This is a genomic window from Nocardioides acrostichi (genome assembly GCF_015319165.1).
GTDB classification, from domain to species: Bacteria; Actinomycetota; Actinomycetes; order Propionibacteriales; family Nocardioidaceae; genus Nocardioides; species Nocardioides acrostichi.
Genome location: NZ_JADIVZ010000002.1, coordinates 247534 through 272808, shown reverse-complemented (window position 1 = coordinate 272808; position 25275 = coordinate 247534). Strand labels below are relative to the sequence as shown.

The following is a 25275-nucleotide window of genomic DNA, read 5'->3' as shown; positions in this document are numbered from 1 at the left end:
CTCACTCGTTACCCTTGTTGAACACCCGTCAACACCGGAGGTACCCGTGGCGCCCCGTCGTCCGCTCGCCGCCTTGCTCGGGCTCGCCCTCAGCGCCACCGCGCTGAGCTTCGCCGCGCCCAGCCAGGCCGCACCCGCCAGCCCGCACCGGCCACCCGTCGTACAGACGAAGGGCGCCGACGCCAAGGCGCCGCGCATGCACTGGACGCCGCGCAAGGCGCAGTACCCCGGCACCGTCACCCGCAGCGACCTGCCGATCACCATGTCGGACGGCGTGGTGCTGCGGGGAAACCTGACGCTGCCCGCCGACGCCGACGGGCAGGCCATCGGGAGGAGGTTCCCGGTGATCGTGACGATCACGGCCTACAACAAGTCCGCCACGAGCGGAACGCCGATCGCGGGCGACTCCGGCGACTACCTGGTGCGGCGCGGCTACGCCCGGCTCGTCGTCGATGCGCGCGGCACCGGCTCGAGCAACGGGCAGTGGAACGCCTTCGACACCCGGGAGAACAAGGACTCCGGCGAGATCATGACGTGGGCCCACGAGCAGAAGTGGAGCAACGGCAAGACCGCCATGGCCGGGCCCTCCTACATGGGCATCAACCAGATCTGGGCCGCCGCCGCGCACCCGCCGGGGCTCAAGGCGCTCTTCCCGCAGGTACCGGGCGCCGATGTGTACCGAGACGTCGTGGCCAGCGGCGGCGCGATCGACGTCGGGTTCATCCCACTCTGGCTGGGTCTGGTGACCAGCACCGGCCTCATCCCTCCCGCCTACGGCGCCGACGACCCGCAGAGCGCCTTCAGCGTGCTGCTCGACCACATCCAGGGCGCCCTCGGGTTCACGGCCCAGGTCGTGCCGGCCTCGCTGCTGGCCCAGGAGCCCGCCTACGACGGCGATTTCTACCAGCAGCGCTCGAACATCAATGTCGTGAACAAGGTGAAGGTGCCGGCGTTCTTCGTCTCCGGCGAGTACGACCTCTTCCAGCGCGGCACCCCGCTGCTCTTCGAGGCGCTACAGAAGAACCACGTGCCCACGAAGATGATCGTCGGCCCCTGGGACCACCTCCAGGGCTCCTCGGGCGAGGGCCTGGACGATGCGGGCTACGGCACGCTCTCGGAGCTCCAGTTGCGCTGGTTCGACCACTACGTCAAGGGCATGCCCGACCCGTGGCTGAACCGCGACATCAAGGCGCTCACCTACTACGAGCAGGGCTCGGGCAACTGGACCCACGCCGGCCGTTGGATCGGCCACGACCTCCAGGGCGTCTCGTACAAGCTGTCCGGCAGCGCGACCAACCTCCAGGGCGGCGATCTCGGCCGCGCCCGCCCTGCCACCGGCTCCGCCACCGTGCTGCCGGTGCCGGTCTCGGGGCTGTGCACGCGCTCGGCCAACCAGTGGACCGCCGGGGTGGTGAACTCGGCGACATCCCAGCTGCCCACAGGCAACCCGTGCCTGCAGGACAACCGCGTCAACGACGCCACCGGCGTCGTCTTCGACACCGCGCCGATGAAGCGTGGTGTGCGTCTCCGCGGCCCGATCGACGCCCGGCTCTACACCTCGGTGCAGGGCGCGGGCGACGGCATGCTCTCGGTCTCGGTCGAGGACGTCGCTCCCGACGGCACCGTCTCGCGGCTCACCGGCGGGTGGCAGGTGCTGAGCCTGGCGAAGCTCCAGCGCAAGAGGAGCCGCATGCTCGACGGCACGATCATCCAGCCCTGGCACCCGTTCACGAAGGCCTCCCAGAAGCCGCTCGAGGGCACCCGGCCGGTCGACGTCGAGGTGTTCCCGACCGCGGCCAAGATCGCGAAGGGGCACCGGCTGCGCATCGCGGTGCAGGCCTTCGACGTCCCGCACCTGCTCCCACCTCTGCCCACGCTGGTCGGCAGCCTCTCCGCCATCACCCTGCACACCGGCCCCGAGACGCCGTCCAGCCTCAACGTGCCGGTGGTCACCCGCCACTGACCCGCGAGGGGTCGCAAATATCGCCTCGAGGGGTCGCATATCGTTCCTGAGTAACGCGATGTGCGACCCCTCGAGCAACGATGTGCGACCCCTCGCGGGTGACGGTCAGGGGTAGTGGAGGCCGGTGATCTGCTCGGAGAGGGTCCAGAGGTGGTCTTGCGCCGACTCGTCGTAGGCCAGCTTCGCGGCCCGCACGACCTGGGGGTGGCCCGCGAACTCACCGGGTCCGCTCGGACCACAGAAGGTGGTGCCGGGCAGGTCGGCGGTGGCGGCCATCAGGGTGGGCTGCGCCCCTGCCGCCGGGGACTGGCCGGTCGCACGGATCACCGCGTCGAGGACGGCGCCCGCGCCACGCGCGCGCCCGCCGAACGGCCCGTTGAGGGCGAGGTGCGTGCCGGCGAAACCCGGGTGCGCGGCCAGGGCCTTGACCGGGATCTCCGCCTCACGGCAGCGCCGGTCGAGCCCGTAGGTGAACAACAGGTTCGCCAGCTTGGTGCGGCCGTAGGTGCCGTAGGCGCTCTCGCGGCCCCGGCCGTGCGGTGAGCGCGGGTCGTCGAAGCGGGCCGAGCGCGGCACCCGGTGGAACAACGACGACACCGTCACGACCCGTCCGGCGCCGCTGGCGATCAGTTGCGGCAGCAGGAGGCCGGTGAGCAGGAAGGGTCCGTAGTGGTTGGTGGCCCACTGCGCCGCGGCGCCACCGGTCGCCGGTGCCATCACCCCGGCGTTGTTGACCACGAGGTCGATCGCCCCCACCGACCCCGCCCGGCCACCCGCGGCCCGCACCGAGTCGAGATCGGCCAGGTCGACCCGCAGCAGTTCGAGAGACGCCTGCGTCACCTCGGCCGCGATGGCCCCGGCCGCCTCGTCGAGCTTGGCCTGGCTGCGGCCGGCCAGCACCACGCGCGCACCCCGACGGGCCAATTCCAGCGCCGTGAAGTAGCCGATGCCACCGACGCTGGGGCCGGTCACGACGACGGTGCGTCCGGCCTGGTCGCCGATGTCGGCCAGGCGCCAGACGTCGACCGGCTGCTCCATGCGAGCCATCGCCGCGGCTACGGAGTGGTGGCCAGGGCGTCGAGCACCCGGGCACCGAGCTCGGGGTCGCCCTCGATCACGACCGCGGAGGTGTCGACGTCGCCGCGCCCGCCCGCGAGTCGGATGAACGTCTCGCGGTCGACCCGCATCACCACGGTGGGGTCTGCCGGGCGCGCGCAGGGTCGCGCCTTACCGTCGTCACCGACCTGCACCGACCACGGCTCACTGCCCTCGACCTCGAGCACCATCGAGGTCCCGGCCGGGGCACCGGCCTTCTTGGCGAGCACGAAGCCGATCGACTCTCGCAGGTAGTCGGCGGTGTGCTGGGCTCCCGCGGTGTCCAGGCCGCCCGGGCGGTCGACGGCCCGGCGCACGTCCTGCTCGTGCATCCACACGTCGAGCGGGCGGTTGCGCAGCAGCGTGCCCCAGCTCCACGGCACGCCGCCGGGCGTGCGGTCGGGGGTACCGGCGGCATCGGAGGGCGCCAGCTCGGCCAACTGCTCGCGCCGCACCCCGGTGGCCTCGCGGATCTGCTGCACGATCGAGGAGGTCGGGGTGTCACGCCGGTTGATGACACCGATCTCGGTGTAGGTACCCATCAGGCTCGTGATGTGCGGCGCCTCGGGCACCTCGGCGTGCTCCTCCTGGCCGGTCGCGAGCACGACCTCCAGGTGGGCGGTGTGCGAGGCGACGGCCTTGACGTCCCACCCCGGCAGGTCGGTGGGGGCCGACCACTCGTCGGGGTCGAGGGTGTCGAGCAGATCGCAGAGATCCTGCACGCTCGTCCACCAGGCGTCGATGTAGCCGCGTAACCGCGCGGCGTCCGGGCCAGCGTCGTCACTCATGAGGCCACCTTAGGACGACGACGGCGGCGTCGAGGAGCACGTCGGCCACCTCGTCGGGAGCAGTGAGCAGGTGCAGGTGCTGGCCGGGAATCCGCCGGATCACCCAACCGGCGCGGTCGACGAGCGCCGCCTGGCCTGCGTAGGTGTCGCCGAAGGACACGTACCCACCGCCGAGCTGCAGCCAGCCCGCCGGGACCGGGGGCTCCTCCAGCAACAGTCGCAGGGGCACCCGGGGCTCGTCGCTGGTGAGCAGTTCCCAGTGCGGACCCACCACCGCCTCGACGTCGGCCCTCGGCCACCACCGCGACCACGGCGCGAGCAGCCCGTCGGAGCGCTCTTGCTCCCGCAGGAACGTCGTCCACGACGCGTCGTCCTCTTCACCGGGCAGCAGGGAGTCCAGGCACACCAGCCGCGCCCCCACCGCGGCGGCGACGGATGGCCCGAACCGCCCCGCGTTGGAGTGGGGGACCACGATATCGGCGCCGGCGGCGGCCGCCACGAAGGCATCGAGCAGCGCGTCCACGTCGTCCGCCCTCGAGCACGCGACCACCGCCTCGTGGCCTCTGGCCCGGAGTGCCTCGGCGAGCGGCTCCGCCACGGCGGACGTCGTGAGTGGACTCGGCAGCAGCGCCAGCCTCACGACACGAGCCGGACGACGAAGACCGACACGTCGTCGCCGGTGTGACCCCTGGTGGCCTCGACGAGGGTGTCGGCGATCGTCTGCACCGGTTCGTCGCGCAGTGACTCGGCCAACCGCCGTAGGCGCGAGGCTCCCACACCGAAGCTCTCGTCACGGCGCTCGAGAGCCCCATCGGTCATCAACACCAGGGTGGTGCCGGCGGCCAGCTCCTCGATCGAGTCGTGGCGGGCGACGTCGGGGTCCACCCCCACCATCAGGTCGCCCAGCGGCCCCTCGAGCCAGCGAGCGGGGTGGCCGGGCTCGAGCACCAGCGGCGAGGGGTGGCCGGCGTTCGACCACGTCCACCGACGGCTGCCGTCGGGCGCAGGGGTGCCGAGGTAGCCGTACACCAGGGTTGCGAGGGTCTCGCGGCGTTGCTCGGCCATCGTGCGATCCAGAGCGCTCAGGACGACGGACGGCGCCAGGTCGCTGGTGCTGGCGAGGGTCCGCACCGCGGTGCTCAGGCGACCCATGAGGGCCGCCGCCCCCACGTCGTGACCGGCCACGTCACCGACGACGATCCCCGCCCGCCCCCCTGGCACCTCGAACAGGTCGTACCAGTCCCCGCCGATGTGCTCGAACCGACCCGCGGAACGGTAGGCGGCACCCGTCTCGAGACGCTCCACCCGAGGCAACTGGGGGCGGATGACATCGAGCAGGCTCTCCAGCGAGGTCTGCTGGTCGGCCAGCAGCAGTGAACGGCTCACCGCCTGGCTGCAGAAGCTGGCGAGCGCCTTGAGAGTGCGCTGATCCTCGCGGCCCGGCGCCCGGGGCCGGCTCCATGAGAGCGCCAGCACCCCCTCGTGGCCGTCGCGATGTCGCATCGGCAGGCACGTCCACGCCTCACCCGGGAGCCGCTGAGGCCGCAGTCCCGGGAACTGCGCCTCCAGTTCGGCGCGGCCCGGGAGGGCCACCAGTCGGTTCTCCAGCAGCGCGAGGCCGGGCGGGTTGGAGGCGTCGATGGGCAGGTGGTCGGTCGGCCCCGTGGGGGCGTCGGGGCTCTCGGTCACGAATCGCAGCCCGGTCGGCGCGCTGCCGGGACGGGGTCGCTCGACCAGCCAGAGGCCCACGCGCTCGCAGTCCAGCTCCGCGGTGACCACCCGCTCCACGGCCTGCGCCAGTTGGTGCAGGCACCCGATGCCGTCGATCTCGATGGCCAGGCGCAGCAGGAGCTCGTTGCGCTGCTGGAGCCTGCGCTCGCGCTCCGCCGCCGCGCGGGCACGCACCGAGAGCCCCCGTTGCCGGAGCTCCGAGGTGCAGGCGTCGGCCAGGTCCGCGAGGGCGGCCAGCACGCCGGGCGGCCACGCGTGGGGCTCGGTGTCGATCACACACAGCGAGCCGACGACCCGCTCGTCGACGTCGCGCACGGGGAACCCGGCGTAGGCGATCGCCTCGTAGTCGGCGATCGCGGGGTTGTCTCGCAACAGGTGGTGCTGGCGCGCGTCGACCACCACCAGCGCAGTCTCGTGCTCGACCACGAAGCGGCAGTAGGAATGCGTGATGGGGGTCTCCCGCGCCTGCGCGAGCGCGCCATCGAGGCCGGCCGCGCCCACGAAGAGCTGGCGGACGTCGTCGGGCAGGCTGATCAGTGCCGTCGGCGCCCCGGAGATCTGTCGTGCCAGGCGCGCGTAGCGGTCCAGCGCGTCGTCTGGACCCGACGGCACCGGTGGCTCGGGAGGGTCGATCGGCAGCGCCTCGAGCATCGCCGCGTCTCCCTTCGCTCACGCTGTGGCCCCGGTACCCCGTCTGCCTCGTCCCGAACACCGCGGGCGAGAATCTCCCGCATGCGCGTACGAGCACCCGAGCTGGTCGGTCGCGGGTGGTTGAACACGTCCGCGTCTCTCTCCATGCGAGGGCTGCGGGGGCGGTTCGTGCTGCTGGACTTCTGGACGTTCTGCTGCCTGAACTGCTTGCACGTGCTCGACGAGCTGCGCCCGGTCGAGTCCACATTCTCCGACGAGCTGGTCGTGATCGGCGTGCATTCGCCGAAGTTCGTCCACGAGGGTGACCCCGTCGCGCTGGCGGCCGCGGTGGAACGGTACGACGTGCACCACCCCGTGCTCGACGATCCCGACCTCACGACGTGGTCGGCCTACACCGCGCGCGCCTGGCCGACCCTGGTGCTGGTCGACCCGGAGGGCTACATCGTGGCCACCTACGCGGGCGAGGGCCACGCCCACGCCATCGAGGCGTCGTTGCGCGAACTGGTGCCTCGGCACCGCGCCGCCGGCACGTTGCAGCCGGGGGACTCGCCGTACGTGGCGCCGCACGTCGAGAGCGGCGACCTGCGCTTCCCGGCCGACGCCGTGCCGCTGCCCGCCGCCCTCGGCGACGGGGTGCTGGTCGCCGACGCCGGGCACGACGAGGTGGTGCGTCTCGGGCCGGACGGCGAGGTGGTGGCCCGGTTCGGCGGGTTCCGCGAGCCCAACGGCGTGTGTCTCCTGCCTCCGGAGATCGCGGGCGAGGTCGGCTACGACGCCGTGGTCGCCGACACCGTCGGGCACCGCCTGGCCGGCCTCTCGCTCGCCACCGGCGCCGTGACGACGCTGGCCGGCGACGGCGAGCAGTGGCGGCCCGGCGACGGCGTCACCCGCCTCTCCTCGCCGTGGCACGTGTGCTGGTGGCGCGGCCGGGTCTGGGTCGCGATGGCCGGTATCCACCAACTCTGGACCCTCGACCCTCGCACCGGCTTGGTCGAGGCGATCGGCGGCACCACCAACGAGGGCCTGCTCGACGCCCCACTCGGCGAGGCCTGGTTCGCCCAGCCCTCCCGGCTCGCGGTCAGTGCCGACGGTTCGCGGCTCTGGCTCGCGGACGCCGAGACCTCGGCGTTGCGCTGGGTCGGTCACGACGGCGAGGTGCACACGGCCGTCGGCACCGGGCTCTTCGACTTCGGGTTCCGCGACGGCGCCGCCGACCAGGCACTGCTCCAGCACCCGCTGGGGGTGTGCGTGCTGCCCGACGACTCCGTGGCCGTGTGCGACACCTACAACGGCGCCGTGCGGCGCTTCGACCCCGCCACCGGCGTGGTCGGCACCCTCGCCGACGGTCTGGCCGAGCCGTCGGCGGCGTACGTCGACCCGGACGACGCCGGCGTGCTCGTGGTCGTGGAGTCGACCGCCCACCGGCTCACGCGCATCGCGCTGGGCGGGGCCGTGCGGTCGGTCGACGGCTTCGCCGCGGTGACGCAACGCCCCGTGACCGACGTGGCGTCGTCCTGCCAGCTGGTGGTGACGTTCAGCCCGCCTCCGGGCCAGAAGGTCGACGAACGGTTCGGACCAGCCACCCAGCTGATCGTCGAGGCGACTCCGCCCGCACTGATCCGCTCCGGAGGCGGCCGCGACACAGACCTCACCCGACACCTCGTGCTCGACCCGGCCGTCGGCGAGGGCGTGCTGCACGTGGCCGCCCGCGCCGCCTCGTGTGACGCGGACGGCGGCGAGGGCGCTGCCTGCCGGATGCACCAGCAGGACTGGGGCGTGCCCGTGCGCATCGACCCCGCGGCTCCCGCCACGCTCACCCTGCCCCTCGGCGGCAGCTGAGAGGCGCTCAGGAGTCGTCGGAGACCGGCCGCGGACCGTACTCGCGCTCGAGCCGATCGGCGTCGGCGAACAGCGACACACTCGTCTCCCGCTGGCCCGGCTTCGCCTCGACGTAGATGGTGTCGAGCGGCGTGATCTCCGAGGTCCAGACGGCCTCGATGGCACGGTCGGCCAACTGCTCGAAGGCGCAGCCGTCGCAGCGGAACTCCACGAAGACCTTGACCGACTCCGACGGGTTCGCCACGTAGCTGACCTCGACGCCGGGGTAGTCGGAGCCCGCACTGAGATCCTTCTGGATCTGCCGGGCGAGGTCGTCGTTCGCCGCCACCTGCTCGGGACTCGCGCCCGCTCCGCATCCCGCGAGCGAGATCGCCAGACCTGCGACCAGCACGGCGACCAGGGGGGCGATCACGCCGCGTCGCCCGGTCGGCCGGGTCGTGGCGTGCGGCATGGTCACCCGTCCCTCCTGGTCATGTGGAACGTGTTGATGGTCGACTGCTGACCCGAACCTCTCATGGCATCGACCACGCTCTGCGCATCACCCAGCGCGCTGTCGTCTCCGTCGGCGGAGTCGACCTGTCCGGCGATGGTCACGTAGACGTCCTGGATGTCGTGGTTGGCTGCCACGCTGCCGCGCTGCATGTCGGCGACCACGGTGGTGTGGTTGGAGGAGTCCTCGTACTTCTCGCCGTCGAGTCGCGGCACGATGTCGTGCTCGTTGACCAGCGAGAGCACCTGCACCGAGTCGGGCACGTCGATCGCGTCGACGGGCGAACCGGCGGTGAGCACCGCGCCGACGTGGTACTGCGGGTAGCCGCTGTCCGGGTCGGAGAGCTTCTGGGCCAGCCTGGCCGCGACGATGCCGCCTTGGGAGTGGCCCACGAAGTTGACGGTGGCGTCGGGCGGCAGGTCGGAGTCCTCGAGCGCCTGCAGCACCGACTGCTCGTAGGCGTTGTCGGAGCCCCCGACGGCAGCCAGGTTGGTGCCCATGTTCTGGATCAGGTCGGACTCGCCTCCGAACGGCGCGTCGAACGCCTTCGTGCCCGGCAGATAGACGTTGTAGGTGGGCGGGTCGCCCGGCACGGTCTCGACCGCCAATCGGTCGTCGAGGCTGCGGTGGTCGTCGTGATAGATCTCGTAGAGCCGCTCGAGCAGATCCTGCGCCCCGTCGGGGGCCTTGTTGTCGGTGCTGGTGCCGACGTGCTCGAGATCCCCCGCCTGCTGGTGGTAGAGCTGCGCGAGCAGCGCCGCTCCCTGCGCGGTGTCGAAGGGGTAGCCGAGGCCGGGCAGGATCGCGTCGAGGGCACCCGGTGCCGAGGCGACGATCTCCTCGACGAGATCGGGGTGCTCGGTCAGCCACAGCTGCGGATCGTCGGCGATCTTCGCGATCTCCTCTGCGGCCCCACCGCGGTTCGTCACCTGCGCGGCGATCAGCAGCCCCGCCAGACTCACGGGCGCCGCCTGCCCCTGAAGGAACTGCCGGATGTCCTCGCCGTACTCCAGCGACTGGTCGGTGAGGTAGTAGGCATGGGCCTTGGCACGCATGAAGGTGCCGGCCACCCCCATGCTCACCGCATGCGCGCTCAGGCCACCGGGCCCGTCGAGTGCCGAGAGCAGCTTCTGCTCGACCTGCGCGAACGACCCCGGCGAGAGGACGGCGCTGCTGAGGAAGTTCGGATCCACCAGGAACGCGTGGGTGTCGAGGGCGATGTCGCCCACGTCGTCGCTGCGCCCGGCGATGGCCTCGCCGGTGCGGTCCATGTCATCCACGTCGGCCTCGACGCCGTAGGCGCCGCCGACGACCTGCAGGTCACCGGACCCACCCTTGTCGCCACTCACGTCCACGCCTCCGTCATCAGCGACGCCACGTCCGCGAGTACCCCGGAGCGGTCGGTGGGCTGGAGTCGCACCCACTGCTCGCCGTCGGCACCGGCGGGAGCGGTCGTCGGCGTCGCGGCCCACCATCCGTCCGCAGCCAGGAACGCGACGAGGGCGCGGGGCACACCGACCCCGTCGTCGGAGGAGATCGCGACGTGCAGCACGGCCTGCACCGAGGAGTCCCACCGTCGCAGCCGCTGCAGCACCTCCGACGAGAGGTCGCGCGCCTCACCGAACGGCACCGCCGCCTCGCCGTCGGCCGCCACCACCGACAACGTCTCGAGCGGCACCGCGAGCGGCTGCCGATCGGCCACCGGCACCGGGTCGGGCAACAACGTGGCGACCTCGTCACCCAGCGCGCGGGTGTCGAGGAGCGAGAGCGTGCACCGCGAGCCGTGTCGCACCAGCGAGCCGGCCAGGTCGGCGCCCGCCCACAGGTAGGCGAGCAACGCCTCGCCCCTACCGGCCAGGGAGAGCCGCACCCGCCGCGGGTTGCCGGCGAGCTCGACGAGATCGGCGGCGATGGACGGCACCACCGCGCCGTCGGCGTCGAGGGCACCGCGCGAACGCAGCGCCTCCTCGCCTTCGGCCAGGAGGTCGGCGAGGTCGCGGCCGGCGATGCCCGCCCCGCTCTCGGCCTCGTTCCACGACGTGGGCCGCAGCTCGGCCGGCAGTGCGTCGTCGGTGCGGTGGGCCAGCGCGAGCAGTCCGGGGAGACCGATCTCGAGGCGGCGCGGCTCGGCGATCGGGCTGCGCTCGCCGAGGAAGACGACCGGGCTCACAGGAACGGCACCTTGTGCACGGCGCCGGATACGACGTCCTTGACGTTGTCGACCCCGTCGCTGACCGTGTCGGAGACGTAGTCGAACGCCTCGTCGGCCTTGTCCTGGGTCCACTCGAAACCGCGCTCGGCGTCGTCCCACAGATCCTCGGCCTTGCCGCGGATCAGGTCGACCATCGAGTGCATCCACGCGATCTTGTCGCGCACGTTCTGGGCGTGGGCGCGCAGCAGGTCGGCAGCGGCGGCGATGTCGTCGGCGTCGTCGTTCAGATCGGCGGCGATGTCGGCGCACTGGTCGCGGTACTTCTGCGCCCCGTGCGATTGCCATGTCACCTGGTTCACGCTCAGGCGGAACTCGAAGATCTCACGCCGGACGTCGGCCGCCTTGCCGTCGAGGCGTCGCGCCAGGGCTTCCAGCTCGTCGGGATCAGCCAGCCCCATGCCCGATTCCTTTCCTCGGTGGAGGTCTCACCGTGCCCCGAGTCGAGCCGCGAGAAACATCGGGCCCGCCCCCGGCAGTCCGCCGTGGCGTGTGGCCCTAGGCCACGTGGTCGACGTACTCGCGGTCGCCACGGAACGGCATGAGGGTCTGCGCCACGATGCCCTGCGGCACCGTCTCGAGCTTCAACACGCCGTACTCCTCGGGCCAGCTGCCGTCGCGCGGGAGCTTGAAGCTGCCCATGAGCATGTCGACGACGGGGAAGTGGATGGCGTAGTTGCGGTCCCAGTAGTCGATGTGGCGGGCGTGGTGCCAGTGGTGGTAGCGCGGCAGCACGACCAGGTACTCCAGCCAGCCGAACCGGATGCCGAGGTTGGCGTGCGCCACGACCGCCTGGAGGCCGACGAGGATCACGTAGGCGTTGACCGCCGGCACGGAGAAGCCGAGCACCAGCAGGGGCAGCAGCACGATGCTGCGGGTCAGCACCGTCTCGACGAGGTGCACGCGCGAGCCGGCCAGCCAGTCCATGTCGCGGCTGGAGTGGTGCACGGCGTGGAACCTCCACAGGGCCGAGACCCGGTGGTAGGCGCGGTGCAGCACGGCCTGGGCGAGGTCGGCGACGAACGCGGCGGCCAGGAACTGCACCCAGAACGGCAGCCCCGCCACGAAGGCCTGAACGCCGGGGAGGCTCACCGCCCGCGCCACGGGCGCGGTCAGCACCGTCACCGCGATGAGGATGAACTGCACCAACACGTGGCTGACGAAGAAGTACGTGAGGTCGGTGCGCCACCCGGTGCGGGCGACGTCGATCTGCCGGACGCCGAGGTGGCGCTCCAGCGGGATGAACACCACTGCGGAGAAGAAGAGCGCCAGCACGAACCAGTCCACACCCAGCGAGTACCGGGTGGGCGCGAAGGGCTCCACCGCCACGTCGGAACCACCCAGCAAGACGGCGACACTCGCGGCGCCCACGCCGACGAGCGCGGCGCGGCGTCCGCGATCGAGCAGCACCGCGAGGGTGCCGAGCACGAAGGAGGCGACCAGGCCGAAGAGCAGCAGGTCGCGGGCGAAGTCGACCGAGTAGGCGGAGCGGAACTCCGCACTGGTCAACTCCCGCGGGAAGTGGAAGCACATGACGCCGAGGAGGCTCAAGAGGCCGAACAGGCAGGACGAGGCCGGGAGCAGGGAGCGGAGGCGCTGGTTCATGTCTCCAGGCTCGCGGCCAGCGCGGTGTGCCCGCGCGAGTACGAGTACTCAAAGAGCGGGGCAGTGATTACTCAGGTCGTGGCCAGTCGCACGGCGACGAGCACCATGACCGCCGCGACGAGCGCGTCGAGCACCCGCCACGAGCTGGGTCGGGCGAAGAGCGGTGCCGCGCCCCGTGCGCCGAGGCCGAGCCCGGCGAACCACACCGCTGACCCCAGCGCGGCGCCCGCCGCGAACACCCACCGGCCACCGGCGCCGTGCTGGTTGGCCAGCGTGCCGAGCAGCAGCACGGTGTCGAGGTACACGTGCGGGTTGAGCCACGTGAGCGCCCCGGCGGTGAGCAGGACGCCGGCGAAGTCGCGGCCGGTGCCTCGCTCGACGCGCAGCGACTCACCGCCTCGCCAGGCGCGGCGCCCGGCCAGCACCGCGTAGCCGAGCAGGAAGGCCACGCCGGCCCAGCGCAGCGCCGTGAGCACGGCCGGCGCCTGCGACACCAGGGTGCCGACGCCGAGCACACCCGCCGCGATGAGGGCGACGTCCGAGAGGGTGCAGAGCACCACGACGGGCACCACGTGCCGACGCAGCAGGCCCTGCCGGAGCACGAAGGCGTTCTGGCTGCCGATCGCCACGATCAGCGCCAGTCCGGCGGCGAAGCCGGTCGCGGCGAGGGCGAGCACAGCCGCACGGTACCGCCCCTGACCGCGAGGGTCGGACGACGAAACAGCCCCTGGGACGGTGAAATATCACCGTCCCAGGGGCGAGTTCACCGGACGTCCGGTGAACTCGCCCACCGAGCGTCCGACCTGGTCAGAAGGACGCCTCGTCGATCTCCATGATCGAGAGGTCGGTCGCCTCGGCGATGACGCGCTCGGCGGCCAGCTTCGGCAGCACGTTCGCCGCGAAGAACTGGGCCGCGGCGACCTTGCCCTCGTAGAAGGCCTTGTCCTTGCCGCCGCCGTCGGGGCCGCCCAGCTTCTCGAGCGCGACCTCGGCGCCGCGCAGCAGCAGCCAGGCGCACACGACGTCGCCCAGAGCCATCAGCAGACGGGAGGTGTTGAGGCCCACCTTGTAGATGTTGGTGATCTCCTCCTGCGCGCTCATCAGGTCGTTGATGAGGTGGCCGACCATCGCCTGGGCGTCGTCGAGACCGGCGGCCAGCAGGGCGCGCTCGTTCTTGAGGCGGCCGTTGCCGGCCTCGGAGTCGATGAACGCCTGGATCTGCTCGGCGACATGACCCAGCGCCTTGCCCTGGTCCTTGACGATCTTGCGGAAGAAGAAGTCCTGGCCCTGGATCGCGGTGGTGCCCTCGTAGAGGGTGTCGATCTTGGCGTCGCGCACGTACTGCTCGATCGGGTACTCCTGCAAGAAGCCGGAGCCACCGAAGGTCTGCAGCGACTCCGTGCCGAGCAGGGTCCACGAACGCTCGGAGCCGTAGCCCTTCACGATCGGGAGCAGCAGGTCGTTGACGGCCTCGGCGAGCTTGTCCTCCTCACCGTTGTGCGCGGCCATCGCGACACGGTCCTGCCACGAGGCGGTGTAGAGCACGAGCGCGCGCATGGCCTCGACGTAGGACTTCTGCGTCATCAGCGAGCGGCGGACGTCGGGGTGGTGCGTGATCGTGACGCGCGGGGCGGTCTTGTCGCCCGACTGGGTCAGGTCGGCGCCCTGCTGGCGCTCCTTGGCGTACTCGAGCGCGTTGAGGTAGCCGGTCGAGAGCGTCGCGATGGCCTTGGTGCCGACCATCATGCGGGCGTTCTCGATGACCTGGAACATCTGGGCGATGCCGTCGTGCACCTCACCCAGGAGGTAGCCGACGGCGGGCTCGCCGCCACCCACGGAGGAGTCACCGAAGGTGAGCTCGCAGGTGTTGGAGATCTTCAGACCCATCTTGTGCTCGACGTTGGTGACGTAGACGCCGTTGCGCTCGCCGAGCTCTCCGGTCTCGAGGTCGAAGTGGAACTTCGGCACGACGAAGAGCGAGAGTCCCTTGGTGCCGGGCCCGCCGACACCCTCGACACCCACCGGGCGCGCGAGCACGAGGTGGATGATGTTGTCGGAGAGGTCGGACTCGGCCGAGGTGATGAAGCGCTTGACGCCCTCGATGTTCCAGGTGCCGTCGTCGTTCGGCGTGGCCTTGGTGCGGCCCGCACCGACGTCCGAGCCGGCATCGGGCTCGGTGAGCACCATCGTGGCGACCCACCCCTGGTCGATGGTCAGCTGGGCGATCTTCTGGTCGCGCTCGGTGCCGTTCTTGAACATCACGCCCGCGAACATCGGGCCGGCGCCGTACATCCAGATGGCCGGGTTGGCGCCGAGCACGAGCTCGCCGATGGCCCAGGAGATGGTCGAGGGGGCGGGGGTGCCGCCCAGCTCGGCCATGGTCTGGAGGCGCCAGAACTCGGAGTCCATCCACGCCTCGTAGCTGTCCTTGAACGACTGCGGCAGCGGGGCGGTGTTGGTCTGGGGGTCGAAGACCGGCGGGTTGCGGTCGGCGTCGACGAAGGAAGCGGCCATGTCCTCGCGGGCGAGACGGTCGACCTCGGCGAGCACCTCGCGCGCGGTCTCGCCGTCGACCTCTGCGAAGGGCCCGGTGCCCAGCACCTCGTCGCGGTTCAGCACCTCGAAGAGGTTGAACTCGATGTCTCGCAGATTGCTCTTGTAGTGGCTCATGGCTTTCGATCCACCTTCACTGAAGTCGGGGGGCACTCGATGGGGGACTCGGGGACGCCACCATGAGGGCGCGTACTCGCGAGTAACTTAATGATACGGGGCAGTAACTTAGAGGGCAAGCCACGGTGCCGATCGCGTCGTCGTTGCCGTTCCGTTGGTCCAGGCTGATTCGCTGCCAGCGCGCGCGGTCGAGTCGCGCGCCGGGATCCCTGGGGAGCGGTCATGGTGTGGCGTCGACTCGTGGTGTGCGTGCTCGCACTCGTGCTGGGGGCCCTGCTCTCGGCGAATCCGGCCCACGGCACGGTGATACGTCCCGGCACGACCGGGTCCAGCGCGCCGGTCGCTGCCGAACCCGCGGTGGCGCACTCGTCGGCGGCCGCACCTCGGCGCCGGGCGACTCCGGGCAAGCACGCCACCTCGCTGGGTGCGACCGGCGCCGGGTTCTGCGCCACCACCGAGGACAACCGCGTCTGGTGCTGGGGCAGCAACATCGGCGGGGCCCTCGGCGACGGCACCGGGCACGTGGCCTACTACGACGCCCAGGCGCGCACCGTTCCGATCCAGTCCCAGGCGGTCGGCCAGACCACCAGCGGCGCGTGCGCCGTGAGCGGCGCAGGCGCGGTGCAGTGCTGGGGCGGCGCCGAGATCATCGAGGACGGCGACGCGTCGCTCTGGTCGGATCCCCCCTGGGGCAGCACGACGCCGCAGAGCCGCGGCTTCGGCACGGCCGTCAAGACCGAGGGACGATGCGCCCTGCTGCGCTCCGGTGGTGTGCAGTGCTACGGCAACGACATCTTCGGCGAACTCGGCGTCGGCAGCGGAGGCTGGCCGGGCACCGACTACGCCTACCCGGTGCCGGCGTCCCTCATGGCGACCTCCGCCAGGAACGTCGTGGACATCGGCGACGCCGTCGACCTCTCCGCCTACGGGGCCGTGTGCGCACTGCGCGAGTCCGGCCGGGTGCTGTGCTGGGGTAGCAACTACAACAACGGGCTGGGCCGCGGCGACGACGTCGCGCTCTCCGGGACACCGATACCGGTGCCCGGCCTCACCGGAGCCGTCGCGCTGCACGACAGTTGCGCCACCCGAGCCGATGGCACCGCCTGGTGCTGGTCCTCCCTCGGGGGCGGTGCCTTCGGCGACGGCGGCCCGGGGGCACGAGTCGTGCCGGCCTTCAAGAACGCCACCGACGTGGCGGTCAACCGGTCGGCGGCCTGCGCCGTCTTGAAATCCGGGTCGTTGGTGTGCCTGGGCTCCGGCATCGCGCGGCCCGGGATCGTGCCGGGCATCGACGACGCCGCCGAGGTCGACGTATCGGGCGAGACCTGGTGTGTACGGCGGCTCAGCGGCGGCATCTCGTGCTGGGGCAAGAACCGAGACGGCGAGCTGGGACGCGGCTTCACCTCGGCCTACGACGTGCGATTCGCCGAGCACGCGCCCGTCAAGGGCTTCGTCGACACCGACGCCATCGGTGTGGCCGGCCTGGTCGTGCGCGGCACGGCACCCGGCGTCGCCGCCGACCCGGCCAGCCCGGTCGCCGGCATCGGAGTCCAGGCCGAGGGCGTCACGACCAAGGGCGATGACGTGGTGCGTGAGACGAGCACCGACGACGACGGCGGCTGGTCCTTGACCCTCCAGCCGGGGACCTACACCGTGAGCTTCCCGGCGGGCGTCTGCGTCACCGCGATCGACAGCGACTGCGTGAGCAGCCAGCAGGTCATCGTCACCGACGCCGACCAGACGATCGTCGACGCCCTCGTGGTCGGCGGCGTGCTCGAGACGACGATCGCCTTCGACCCCAAGCTGGTCGAGCTCGAGACCGATCCCGAGACCGGCGAGACCATCCCGCAGAAGGTCGCCACCACCATGACGATCAAGAACACCGGCACGTTGCCGGTGCGGGGGGCGTTCTGGTCCGACGAGCTGGGGCTGGGCTGGGCGCCGGGGTTCACCCCCGACGTCCCCGAACTGCCGCTGCGGGGCAAGGCCACGACCGTGACCGGTCCCATCGAGGAGCTGGCACCCGGCAAGAAGGTGGTCGTGCCCTACGAGCTCGAGGCGCATGCCAACGGCACCTTCGAGGTCACCGGCTGGGCGCGCGGAGAGGACGACTTCGGCACCGTGCGGGGCCACCAGGAGAAGATCCTCCACGTCGCCGCGCCGGAGTTGGTGACCAGTTACGAGATGGGTCGTTCCACGGCCTCGGGTGCGGCGCCCTCGTTGTTGAAGGGTGGTACGCCGTACACCATCAAGGTCACCTACGAGAACCGCAGCTACGACAAGCGGCTCTACGTCGAGCCCGCGAAGGTGACCTGCATCGGCAACGCCAGCGGGTGCAGCCTGCAATACGACGGTCTCGCGCTGGGCCCGCCCCCGACCGATTCCCCGTTGATCCCCCAAGCGGTCACCATCGAGCCCCGCGGCACGTTGGAGATGGAGCTGGTCGTCTACACCACCAACATCGCCGCCACGGTCCTCACCGGCGCCACAGCGACCGGTGGCGGCACCCGCTCGGAGGTCGAGCTGGGTGAACCCGACGTCTATGAGATCAGCGACGACGACGAGCTGATGGGCGAGCTCGACCCGGAGAACTCCGTGGTGCTGGGCGAGACCCACTACCGCCACGGGGTCGACGTGCGCGACCTGCTCGACCCGCCGGAGTGGAGCACCTCGCTGTTCGCGTGGTCGATCACCCGAGGAGTGTTCGAGGCGCTGTACAACCTGACCGTCGGCATGGTCAGCGGACTGTTCCAGCTCGCCGGCCAGCTGCCCGAGATCATCGTCGGCGGCAGCGTGCGCGTGGCCAAGGGACTGGTGGCCTGCGTGCAGGCCACCGCCGAGATGTGGGACGCACTACGCCACGACCCCGACCGCATGGAGCTGTTCATGGCCCAGCTCTGGGCCAAGATGAAGGACGCCGGCTACCGGACCGAGGCCAGCTACGAGGCGTTCGTCGCCGGCGTCCAGGCCCGCTACAAGGCCATGTGGGACGCCTGGTACGTCGGCGACTGGCCCGGCGCCGTGCGCGCCATGACCGCCGAGGGCGTCGAGCACACCGTCGACGTCGCGACCGCGCTGATCCCGGGCATGATGGCGCGCTCGAAGCTGGTGCGCACCGCGGTCGAGGGCGCCCAGGCCAAGGCGATCGCGAAGGGCACCCGGATCCTCAGCGCCACCCGCGAGGCCGGGTACAAGGCCGCCGACGCGATCATCGCGCTGAAGAAGGTCACCCCCGGGTTCGAGTTCACCAACCTGCACCTGCGCCGCCTCTACGGACTCACCGCCCAGGAGGCGAACTTCCTGCGCACGTTCGCCAAGGACAACCAGCTCATCATCACCATCCGCTCCCGCGCCAAGGAGTCGGTCAAGTGGCTCGAGGAGCGCGGCGCTGTCCTCAAGCCCGAATCGATCAAGATCAAGACCGTCAACGAGACCGACGCCAGATGGCTCGGGTTCCGCAAGGACGACGTCGGTCGGGTCGTGATCCGCAAGCACCTGCCCGTCCGAGACGCCCTCGAACGCCGGCTGCGCTCTGCCGGGCTCGGCCCCGGGGACGGCGAGTGGGTCACCACCATGAAGCGGTGGGAACAACGCCGCGAGGAGCTGACCAAGACCAAGGCCGGCTACTACAAGCAGCTCAAGAAGGCCGACAAGGACGGCTACATCGAGATGCACTGGAACTTCAAGGACAACGCGGTCGACCCCAAGTACGCCACCGAGAAGGCCCACAAGTACGAGTTCCGGATGAACGCCGACAAGCACGGCAACCTCGTGCCCGAGTTCAAGGTCAAGGGCAAGTGGCGCTCCATCACCGGCGACGTCGACTTCTTGGCCATCACCAAAGCCGACGGATCCCCCCTCAGCGACCTCGCCCGCGTCGAGATCTACAAGGCCTTGGCGAAGTCACCGGTCGGACTGCTCCACCCGGAGACGGCGACCTGGATCCTCGAAGGACTCTTCAACTTCGAGACCAAGGTCAACGAGTTCGTCCGCGGCGGCACCGTCGCCCAGTTCGGCCCCGACAAGATCGCCCGAGCCGTGACCTTCAACCCCATCTCGACCTTCATCGACAAACTCGACTACCAACTCGTCTGGAACGGCGGCTTCCTCTCCCTTGGCACCACCCTCTGACCCACCTCGCACTCATCTCCCGTCCTCGAGGAGGGCGTGAGCCTCGGCCGCGTAGACCGGGGATCCGATGCGCTGCGACCACTCCACGGCGGCACGCGCGTGTGCCTGGGCCGCCTCACGGTCGCCGAGCACGAGGTCGAGGGCCGCGAGCACGGTGCCGGCGGGTCCATAGGTGCAGGTGCCCTGCCAGACACCCACGGCGGCCCATGGGGCCAACGCCTCGCGACACCGGACGGCGTGTGCCAGCAGGCGATCGTCGGCGAGATCCTCCCCCAGCAGGATCCGGACGGCGCGACCGGCGTAGGTCCACCCGGCCAGCCAGAGGAAGTCGCGGGTCAGCGGCTCGGCCGGCGCGAGGAGGGCGTCGAGGTGGGCGCGCGCCGCGCCCGGGTCGTGGCCGTCGCCCGACACCGCGCGGGCGTGGGCAGCTGCGGCCCGCCAGGCAGCGGTGGTGGGCTGGTCGAGCACGGCCTGCTCCAGCATCGGCACCAGTTCCGAGAGCCGGCCGTCGAGGCGACGCAGCTCGAGTAGTTGCCCACCGTAGGCCGCCATCGCCCGCGACGGCGCCACACCGCTGGCCGCGGCCAGAGCGGCTTCGGCGTGCCGCTCGGCGGCCGCGAGGTCGCCGTCCACGGCGTGGGTGGCGGCCCGCACGTACTCCGCCTGCCACCGGCGACCGGCGTCGCCCACGACGCCGGCGAGCAGATCGAGCCGCTCGCAGGCGGAGCGCAGCAGCTCGCCGTCGCCCGACTGGAGCGCGCACGAGGCGAGCAGGTGCCACCCCTCGTACTCCGCCTCGGGGTCGTCGGCGCTCGTCCCGGCGTCGCGCAGCTCGGTGCCGTGCGCGACGCGCCGCTCGAGGTCGTCGGGACGCCCGAGCGACAGGTACGCATAGGGCAGCACCGCCCGACGCGGACGCCCGCGCACCGGGTCGGCGGCGTCGAGATCGGTCGTGAGCCGATCGGCGGCCTCGAACAGTCCCCGGCATCTCTCGACGTCACCGGTCATCGAGTGCAGCAACGAGGTGGCGGCCGCCAGCACCGCGCGCTCGTGGGGGTCGGGCTCGGCGGCGAGGGCCTGGTCGGTGAGGTCGACCGCGCGACGGTCGAGCGCACCGACCTCGCTGGTGCCGCCCAGGCGCGCGACGCTGAGGGCAGCCCGGCGCCGCACGGTCGCGGACGCCGGGTCGTCGGGGTCCGGGGCCGGGCCCTGGATCAGTTCGGCGAGCTCGAGCAAGGTCTGCTCGTGCCCTGGGGTTCCCGCGAGGCGCGACGCCTCTTCGCGCCGCTGTCGCAGGTCGAGCACCGTCCACGGCGGGGCCTCCTCGCCGAGCAGCGCGAGCGCGTCGTCGAACCAGGCACACGCCTCGGGATAGGTACCGAGCTGACACGCTTCGTCGCCGGCTTCGGAGACCGCCGCCAAAGCGGCGCGCGGGTCGAGGTCGTAGGAGGCGAGTCGGTGCGGTGCGATCTGGGCCCAGGCGGCTCCGCACCGCTCCGCGGTCTCGGCGACGGCCAGGTGCAGCTCGGTGCGCTGAGCGTCTGCCAGGTCGCGGTCGACGGTGTCGACGACCATGCGCGAGGTCGGGGCGCCGTCGGCGGTGAGGAAGGAGGCGACGCTCGCGGCCCGGCGTCCGTGGTCGTCGGCGAGGCCGGGGAGCACCACCGGCGCCAACGCTCCGCCGGCCACCACCGCCACCTCGACCGCCCGGCGAGCGGCCGGCGACAACGACTCCAGCTGCTCCTGCAGGCGCCTGGCCACGACGCCCGACGAACGCTCGGCCAGCACCCTGATCTGGTCGAGGGTGGGCGGTGCCGCGGAGCGTGACTGCGCGTCGACCGACGCCGCGAGGGCCAACAGCTGCCCCACCAGGCCGCCGGTCTGCTCCATCAGCCACCGCGCCAGCGCGTGCTCGCGTCCCTCCGGGATGGCGATGAGGGCGGGACCGATCCGCTCCAGCTCACCCGTGGTGAGTGGCGGGACCGCCAGCACGCCGTCGGGTCCAGCCACGTCGCGCACCGAACGGGCGAGGGAGTCTGCGTCGCAGACGGTCAGGAGCACCGAGACGCGGCCCTCCGCACCGAGCCGGGCCAGAGCCGCCGCGGTCGTCGGGCCCGCCAGGTGCACGTCGTGCACGACGACGAGCCGGGTGCCGGTGCGCTCCGCGAGGTCGCCCACGAGCCGCAGGAGGCGCTGCGTGGGATCGCGGACGGCGCCCAGCTGCGAGGCCCCGTATCCCGGGCGTCTCGTCGGCGTCAGCACCTGGGCGACCTCCCAGGCCAGCTCCGGCGGCAGCGTGTGCCCGCCCTTGTCGTCGAGGCGCCGCAGGATGTCGACGAGCGGCTGCAACGGCGCGGGCGGGGTCCGGTCGCACCGGGCGGTGACGGTCGACGACGACCGCGAGGCGGCGATCGCCGAGGTCGCGACCTCGACGCCGTGCCACTCGCCACCGGTCAAGACGGCGACACCGTCACGATCGAGCAGCTCGCGCGCGGCTCGGACGAGCGTCCAGGAGTCCGCGAGCAGGGCCGCCAGCCGAGCCCGCGTGCGGACCAGGCGCAGCTCGGCGTGATCGGGCGGCTCATCGGACTCGGGATCGTCCCAGAGTCGAGACACCGCCTGGCTGAGTGACGGCCCCGGCTCGAGCCCGAGCTGGTCGACCACGACCTGGCGCGCCTCGCTCCAGGTCGCCAGCGCGTCGGCACGTCGTCCGCTCGCGATGAGCGCCTCGATGAGCAGGGTCCACCGGTGCTCGCGCAGCGGCTGCGCACGGGTCAGCTCGCGCAGCAGGGACGCCGCGGTGCGGTGCTGGCCGGAGCCGAGGAGGGCCTCGGCGCGCAGCTCCAACAGCGACTGGGCGGCGTCCTGACTGGCCCGCAGCAGCCCTTGCTCGGGCCCTTGCCCGAAAGCGTCGAGATCGGCGGCGTCGAGAGTCGGGGCCAACCGCAGCCCCTGCTCGGCGAGACGCAGGGCGCGAGCGTGGTCCCCCGCGCACACCGCGGCGTCGGCCCGCGTCAACGCGTCGTCGAGCTCGCGCGCGTCGAGACCGACACCCACCAGCCGGTACCCGTGCGAGGTGCGCACCACGGTCGGATCACCGAGCTTGCGCCGCAGCCGGGAGAGGTGGTTGTGCAGACTGGCGCGAGCCGACGACGGCGGGCCGTCCGGCCAGAGACGGCGCTCGAGTCCGACGAGGCTCATCGGCTCGGGATAGACCGACGCCAGGGCGCGAAGCAGCACCTCCTCGGTGGGCGTCAGCGGCACGTCCTCGCCGGCGCACTCGACGCGCAGCGGCCCGAGCAGCCGCACCCGAACGTCGCCGGTCACAGCGTCGGGCATGCCGATACCCAATCACGCGGCGCGGCTGCCCGGCGGGCGAATCAGCGGCCCCGCCCCCACCGTGGAGGCGCTGTTGCCGTTTCGTTGGCGCTCCTTGCTCCCCTCCGGCACCTCCCACTCACAGCCCACTCACCTCCCGCCTCCGAGGAGGGCGATGGCGCCGTGGCCGGCAAACTCGGTCGAATCGCCCAGGTCGAGCGAGTCACCTGTGTTCTCTGCGAGAATGCACCCGTGCGCGTCTCAGCCAAGTCCGATTACGCGTTGCGGGCCCTCATCGAGCTGGCCTCGCTGCGCGGAGCGACCGCGGTGAGCGCCGAGGAGCTCGGACGCCGTCAGGGCATCCCGCGCACGTTCCTCCAGGCGATCCTGGCCGACCTGCGCAAGAGCGGGGTGGTGCGCAGTCAGCGTGGTCAGGCGGGTGGGTGGCTGATGGCCCGGGACGCGCGCAGCGTGAGCGTCGCCGACGTGATCCGGGCCGTCGACGGCCCCTTGGTCTCCGTGTACGACCAGCGCCCCGAGGCGGTGGAGTACAACGAGAACGCCGAAGTGCTCCAGCACGTGTGGATCGCCGCCCGACGCTCACTGCGCGACGTGTTCGAGGAGGTCTCGATCCAGCAGCTCGCGGAAGCCGACCTGCCGGCCTGCGTCACCGAGCGCACCGCCGACGAGGACGCCTGGCAGCCGCACTGATCTGCGACTCGGGGCTCAGCCCAACGCTCGGGCGAGCTTGGTCTTGAGCTTGCGCCTCTTCTTCTCCAGCTTGGCGTTGCGCTTCTCCAGGCCCGCGATCTGCTCCCGCGCCCGGGCCAACTCGACAACGAGGTCGGCCAGCGCCTCGGTGGTGCCGACCAGCCGCTCCTCGGTCGAGGTGGAGGCCGCCCTCGCGGGACGTGGGGAGGCAGCCGGCACCAGGTGTGCGGTGTCGCCGGTGACGGCGTAGCCGGCCTCGGCCAGTGCCTTGGCCCACCGCTCCCCCAGCTCGACGAGCTCCTCGTCGAGGTCATGGGGCAACAGCGCCGGCACCGCGCCCTGGGTGGAGCACGCCTCGACCACCCGCTCGAGCACCGGCGCGTGCGCCGCCAGGTCGGCGCGACCGTCGACGGCGCCGTTCACGGCGGCGAGGTCCTCCAGCGCGGCCGCGTCCACGGCGACGGCCGTGCCCTCGGCGGCGGGCACGAGCGCCGCGTCGACGCCGAGGAGTCGGGCGAGCGCTGTCCACGCGAGCTGCGTCGGGTCGTCGTCCGGGGCGGGGGCGACGACGTGCACGCGGTCACGGCGCCCGAGCTCGACGGCCCAGCGGCTGAGCACGGCGGGCGCGTCCTGGTCGGCCCAGAAGGCCTCGGACTCCTCGTGCACGCGGCCGGGGTCGAGCACTCGGCGCGCGTAGCGACGCAGGCTCAACGCGCCGCCGCGACGCACGCTCTCCTCCCAGGCACGCACGATCTGGCGGGCGGGGTCGGCCACGACCGCGACCACGTGCACCTCGAAGCCGTGCAGGGCGTCGGTCAGCAGGTCGATCTCGGACGCCGAGGCGCCCGCGAGGTGCTCGGCCACGACCAGGACGGCGTCCGCGCTCTTGGCGCCCTCGCGGCGGGCTCGCTGGGTGAGCAGCGCCCACGTGCCCTCGACGTCCTTGCGCTCGAGTCCGTCGCTCTTGTGGGTACGGCGCAGCTCGAGCGCGGCCCGGCGCGCCTCGTCGGCGGTGCGGGCGGGCACGCGGACACCCGCCTCCGCCAGGCTCGCGGCGCTTTCCGCGGCGAGGTCGGCGAGGGGCCCGGCCCCCGCGTGGGGCAGACCGACGACGAGCACGAAACGACGCTTGGGCATGGCCTCAGGTTCGGGTCTGCGAGCGAGCGCCAGGTGAACAGCCGGTGAGGATCGGCGGGAACACGCGCGAAACACTCCTCCCCTAGCGTGGGCCCCGTCACGCCGGTGAGGGAGGCCGCGATGTCCGGCACGCGTCGTCGTTCGGCGTTCACCCGTGGCCTCGTGCGCTCCCCGTCGGAGGGCACACCGCGCGTGGAGGACGACCTGCGGCGCGCGATCCTCTCCGGCGACGAGCCCCCGGGCACGCTCATCCCGATCGAGGCGGTGGCGCGGTTCTTCGGCGTCAGCCAGATCCCGGTGCGCGAGGCCCTCAAGGTGCTCCAGGGCGAGGGGCTGGTCGAGCACGTGCCACACGTCGGCTACTCCGTGAGCAAGATGAGCTTCGCGGAGTTCCGCGAGCTCTACGACGTGCGGCAGGCCCTCGAGGCCGCAGCCATGCGGGCGGCGGTGGCTCGGGCGGCTCCGGCGCACGACGACGCCGTGCGGTCGGCCTACCAGGAGATGGACGCCGCGGTCGCGCACGGCGACGTGCGGGCCTACCACGTGGCCTCCCGCAGCTTCCATCGTGCGCTGATCACGCCGTCCGGCATGGAGCGGATGGTGCACATGTACGACTCCGCCTGGAACATGACCGAGCCGGCCCAGCCGATGGCCCGCGTGCCCGAGACGCTGCGCGGGGGGCTGCACGACGACCACCTGCCGATGATGGCGGCCTTCCTCGCCCGCGACGCCGAGGCGCTCGTGGCCCACGCCGCCACTCACTACGCTCGGCTGCGCGAGGCGATCGACACCTTCGCCGGCGATCCCGACGTGTTCCGCTGAGCCGGGCCCGGGCTTGGAGACGGCGGGGTCGTATACCCCTATATGACTCCCGTGATGCGGGTTTCACCTCACGCGAGGGCCCGCGAAACACCCGATTCCTAGGTTGCCGGACAAC

General features: G+C 71.8%; 18 protein-coding genes. 5 read left to right on the top strand and 13 right to left on the bottom strand.

The window, feature by feature from the left end; all coding sequences use genetic code 11:
- Nucleotides 1-46: 46 nt before the first annotated feature.
- Nucleotides 47-1963, top strand: a complete 1917-nt coding sequence (locus tag ISG29_RS06165) for a CocE/NonD family hydrolase (RefSeq protein WP_194502512.1) — start codon at nt 47-49, stop codon at nt 1961-1963.
- Nucleotides 1964-2068: 105 nt separating this feature from the next.
- Here ISG29_RS06165 and ISG29_RS06160 read toward each other — a convergent pair whose 3' ends face one another.
- From ISG29_RS06160 to ISG29_RS06145, 4 genes are read right to left on the bottom strand one after another with little or no spacing between them, the layout of a single operon-like run.
- Nucleotides 2069-3001 carry an SDR family NAD(P)-dependent oxidoreductase gene (locus ISG29_RS06160; RefSeq protein ID WP_235958602.1) on the bottom strand — a complete coding sequence of 311 codons (933 nt, stop codon included), beginning with the start codon at nt 2999-3001 and terminating at the stop codon, nt 2069-2071.
- A gap of 17 nt (nt 3002-3018) precedes the next feature.
- Nucleotides 3019-3846, bottom strand: coding sequence for a maleylpyruvate isomerase family mycothiol-dependent enzyme (locus ISG29_RS06155; protein ID WP_194502510.1), 828 nt, complete (start codon nt 3844-3846; stop codon nt 3019-3021).
- Nucleotides 3839-4486, bottom strand: coding sequence for a hypothetical protein (locus ISG29_RS06150; RefSeq protein WP_194502509.1), 648 nt, complete (start codon nt 4484-4486; stop codon nt 3839-3841). The genes ISG29_RS06155 and ISG29_RS06150 overlap by 8 nt, the downstream gene beginning before the upstream one ends.
- Nucleotides 4483-6228 (bottom strand): SpoIIE family protein phosphatase, encoded by a 1746-nt coding sequence (locus tag ISG29_RS06145; protein WP_194502508.1) that lies wholly within the window; start codon nt 6226-6228, stop codon nt 4483-4485. The genes ISG29_RS06150 and ISG29_RS06145 overlap by 4 nt, the downstream gene beginning before the upstream one ends.
- Before the next feature lie 81 nt (nt 6229-6309).
- On the opposite strand from ISG29_RS06145, the gene ISG29_RS06140 reads away from it, so the two are divergent.
- Entirely contained in the window at nt 6310-8067 is a 1758-nt protein-coding gene (locus ISG29_RS06140) for a thioredoxin-like domain-containing protein (RefSeq protein WP_194502507.1), read from the top strand.
- A 7-nt stretch (nt 8068-8074) separates the two neighbouring features.
- Here the strand turns inward: ISG29_RS06140 and ISG29_RS06135 are convergent, their stop codons facing one another.
- The 7 genes from ISG29_RS06135 to ISG29_RS06105 all read right to left on the bottom strand — a co-directional run bounded on the left by ISG29_RS06135 (nt 8075) and on the right by ISG29_RS06105 (nt 15041).
- Entirely contained in the window at nt 8075-8524 is a 450-nt protein-coding gene (locus ISG29_RS06135; protein WP_194502506.1) for a hypothetical protein, read from the bottom strand.
- Nucleotides 8521-9906, bottom strand: coding sequence for a lipase family protein (locus ISG29_RS06130; protein WP_194502505.1), 1386 nt, complete (start codon nt 9904-9906; stop codon nt 8521-8523). Before ISG29_RS06130 ends, ISG29_RS06135 begins: the two co-directional genes overlap by 4 nt.
- A complete protein-coding gene (locus tag ISG29_RS06125; RefSeq protein WP_194502504.1) occupies nt 9903-10727 on the bottom strand; it encodes a hypothetical protein in 825 nt (274 codons plus the stop codon). The genes ISG29_RS06130 and ISG29_RS06125 overlap by 4 nt, the downstream gene beginning before the upstream one ends.
- A complete protein-coding gene (locus ISG29_RS06120; RefSeq protein ID WP_194502503.1) occupies nt 10724-11167 on the bottom strand; it encodes a YtxH domain-containing protein in 444 nt (147 codons plus the stop codon). Before ISG29_RS06120 ends, ISG29_RS06125 begins: the two co-directional genes overlap by 4 nt.
- A gap of 97 nt (nt 11168-11264) precedes the next feature.
- A complete protein-coding gene (locus ISG29_RS06115; RefSeq protein WP_194502502.1) occupies nt 11265-12371 on the bottom strand; it encodes a sterol desaturase family protein in 1107 nt (368 codons plus the stop codon).
- Between the two features lie 71 nt (nt 12372-12442).
- Nucleotides 12443-13048 (bottom strand): LysE/ArgO family amino acid transporter, encoded by a 606-nt coding sequence (locus ISG29_RS06110; RefSeq protein ID WP_194502501.1) that lies wholly within the window; start codon nt 13046-13048, stop codon nt 12443-12445.
- A gap of 130 nt (nt 13049-13178) precedes the next feature.
- Entirely contained in the window at nt 13179-15041 is a 1863-nt protein-coding gene (locus ISG29_RS06105; protein ID WP_194502500.1) for an acyl-CoA dehydrogenase, read from the bottom strand.
- Between the two features lie 222 nt (nt 15042-15263).
- Between ISG29_RS06105 and ISG29_RS06100 the strand changes: the two genes are divergently transcribed.
- Entirely contained in the window at nt 15264-19172 is a 3909-nt protein-coding gene (locus tag ISG29_RS06100; RefSeq protein WP_194502499.1) for a hypothetical protein, read from the top strand.
- A 12-nt stretch (nt 19173-19184) separates the two neighbouring features.
- Here ISG29_RS06100 and ISG29_RS06095 read toward each other — a convergent pair whose 3' ends face one another.
- Complete coding sequence (locus ISG29_RS06095; protein ID WP_194502498.1) at nt 19185-22511, bottom strand: BTAD domain-containing putative transcriptional regulator; 3327 nt, start codon at nt 22509-22511, stop codon at nt 19185-19187.
- 231 nt (nt 22512-22742) lie between these two features.
- Here ISG29_RS06095 and ISG29_RS06090 point away from each other — a divergent pair, with 231 nt between their 5' ends.
- Complete coding sequence (locus ISG29_RS06090) at nt 22743-23201, top strand: RrF2 family transcriptional regulator (protein WP_194502497.1); 459 nt, start codon at nt 22743-22745, stop codon at nt 23199-23201.
- Between the two features lie 15 nt (nt 23202-23216).
- Here the strand turns inward: ISG29_RS06090 and ISG29_RS06085 are convergent, their stop codons facing one another.
- Entirely contained in the window at nt 23217-24338 is a 1122-nt protein-coding gene (locus ISG29_RS06085) for a hypothetical protein (protein ID WP_194502496.1), read from the bottom strand.
- Nucleotides 24339-24458: 120 nt separating this feature from the next.
- Here ISG29_RS06085 and ISG29_RS06080 point away from each other — a divergent pair, with 120 nt between their 5' ends.
- Nucleotides 24459-25160 carry a GntR family transcriptional regulator gene (locus ISG29_RS06080; protein WP_194502495.1) on the top strand — a complete coding sequence of 234 codons (702 nt, stop codon included), beginning with the start codon at nt 24459-24461 and terminating at the stop codon, nt 25158-25160.
- The last annotated feature ends 115 nt before the right edge of the window (nt 25161-25275 follow it).

What these genes read in the sequence shown, in the direction of transcription:
- ISG29_RS06115 (WP_194502502.1), bottom strand. Translation starts at nt 12,371, where the DNA reads ATGAACCAGCGCCTCCGCTCCCTGCTCCCGGCCTCGTCCTGCCTGTTC.
- ISG29_RS06100 (WP_194502499.1), top strand. Translation starts at nt 15,264, where the DNA reads ATGGTGTGGCGTCGACTCGTGGTGTGCGTGCTCGCACTCGTGCTGGGG.
- ISG29_RS06155 (WP_194502510.1), bottom strand. Translation starts at nt 3,846, where the DNA reads ATGAGTGACGACGCTGGCCCGGACGCCGCGCGGTTACGCGGCTACATC.
- ISG29_RS06145 (WP_194502508.1), bottom strand. Translation starts at nt 6,228, where the DNA reads ATGCTCGAGGCGCTGCCGATCGACCCTCCCGAGCCACCGGTGCCGTCG.
- ISG29_RS06085 (WP_194502496.1), bottom strand. Translation starts at nt 24,338, where the DNA reads ATGCCCAAGCGTCGTTTCGTGCTCGTCGTCGGTCTGCCCCACGCGGGG.
- ISG29_RS06095 (WP_194502498.1), bottom strand. Translation starts at nt 22,511, where the DNA reads ATGCCCGACGCTGTGACCGGCGACGTTCGGGTGCGGCTGCTCGGGCCG.
- ISG29_RS06140 (WP_194502507.1), top strand. Translation starts at nt 6,310, where the DNA reads ATGCGCGTACGAGCACCCGAGCTGGTCGGTCGCGGGTGGTTGAACACG.
- ISG29_RS06120 (WP_194502503.1), bottom strand. Translation starts at nt 11,167, where the DNA reads ATGGGGCTGGCTGATCCCGACGAGCTGGAAGCCCTGGCGCGACGCCTC.
- ISG29_RS06160 (WP_235958602.1), bottom strand. Translation starts at nt 3,001, where the DNA reads ATGGAGCAGCCGGTCGACGTCTGGCGCCTGGCCGACATCGGCGACCAG.
- ISG29_RS06080 (WP_194502495.1), top strand. Translation starts at nt 24,459, where the DNA reads ATGTCCGGCACGCGTCGTCGTTCGGCGTTCACCCGTGGCCTCGTGCGC.
- ISG29_RS06105 (WP_194502500.1), bottom strand. Translation starts at nt 15,041, where the DNA reads ATGAGCCACTACAAGAGCAATCTGCGAGACATCGAGTTCAACCTCTTC.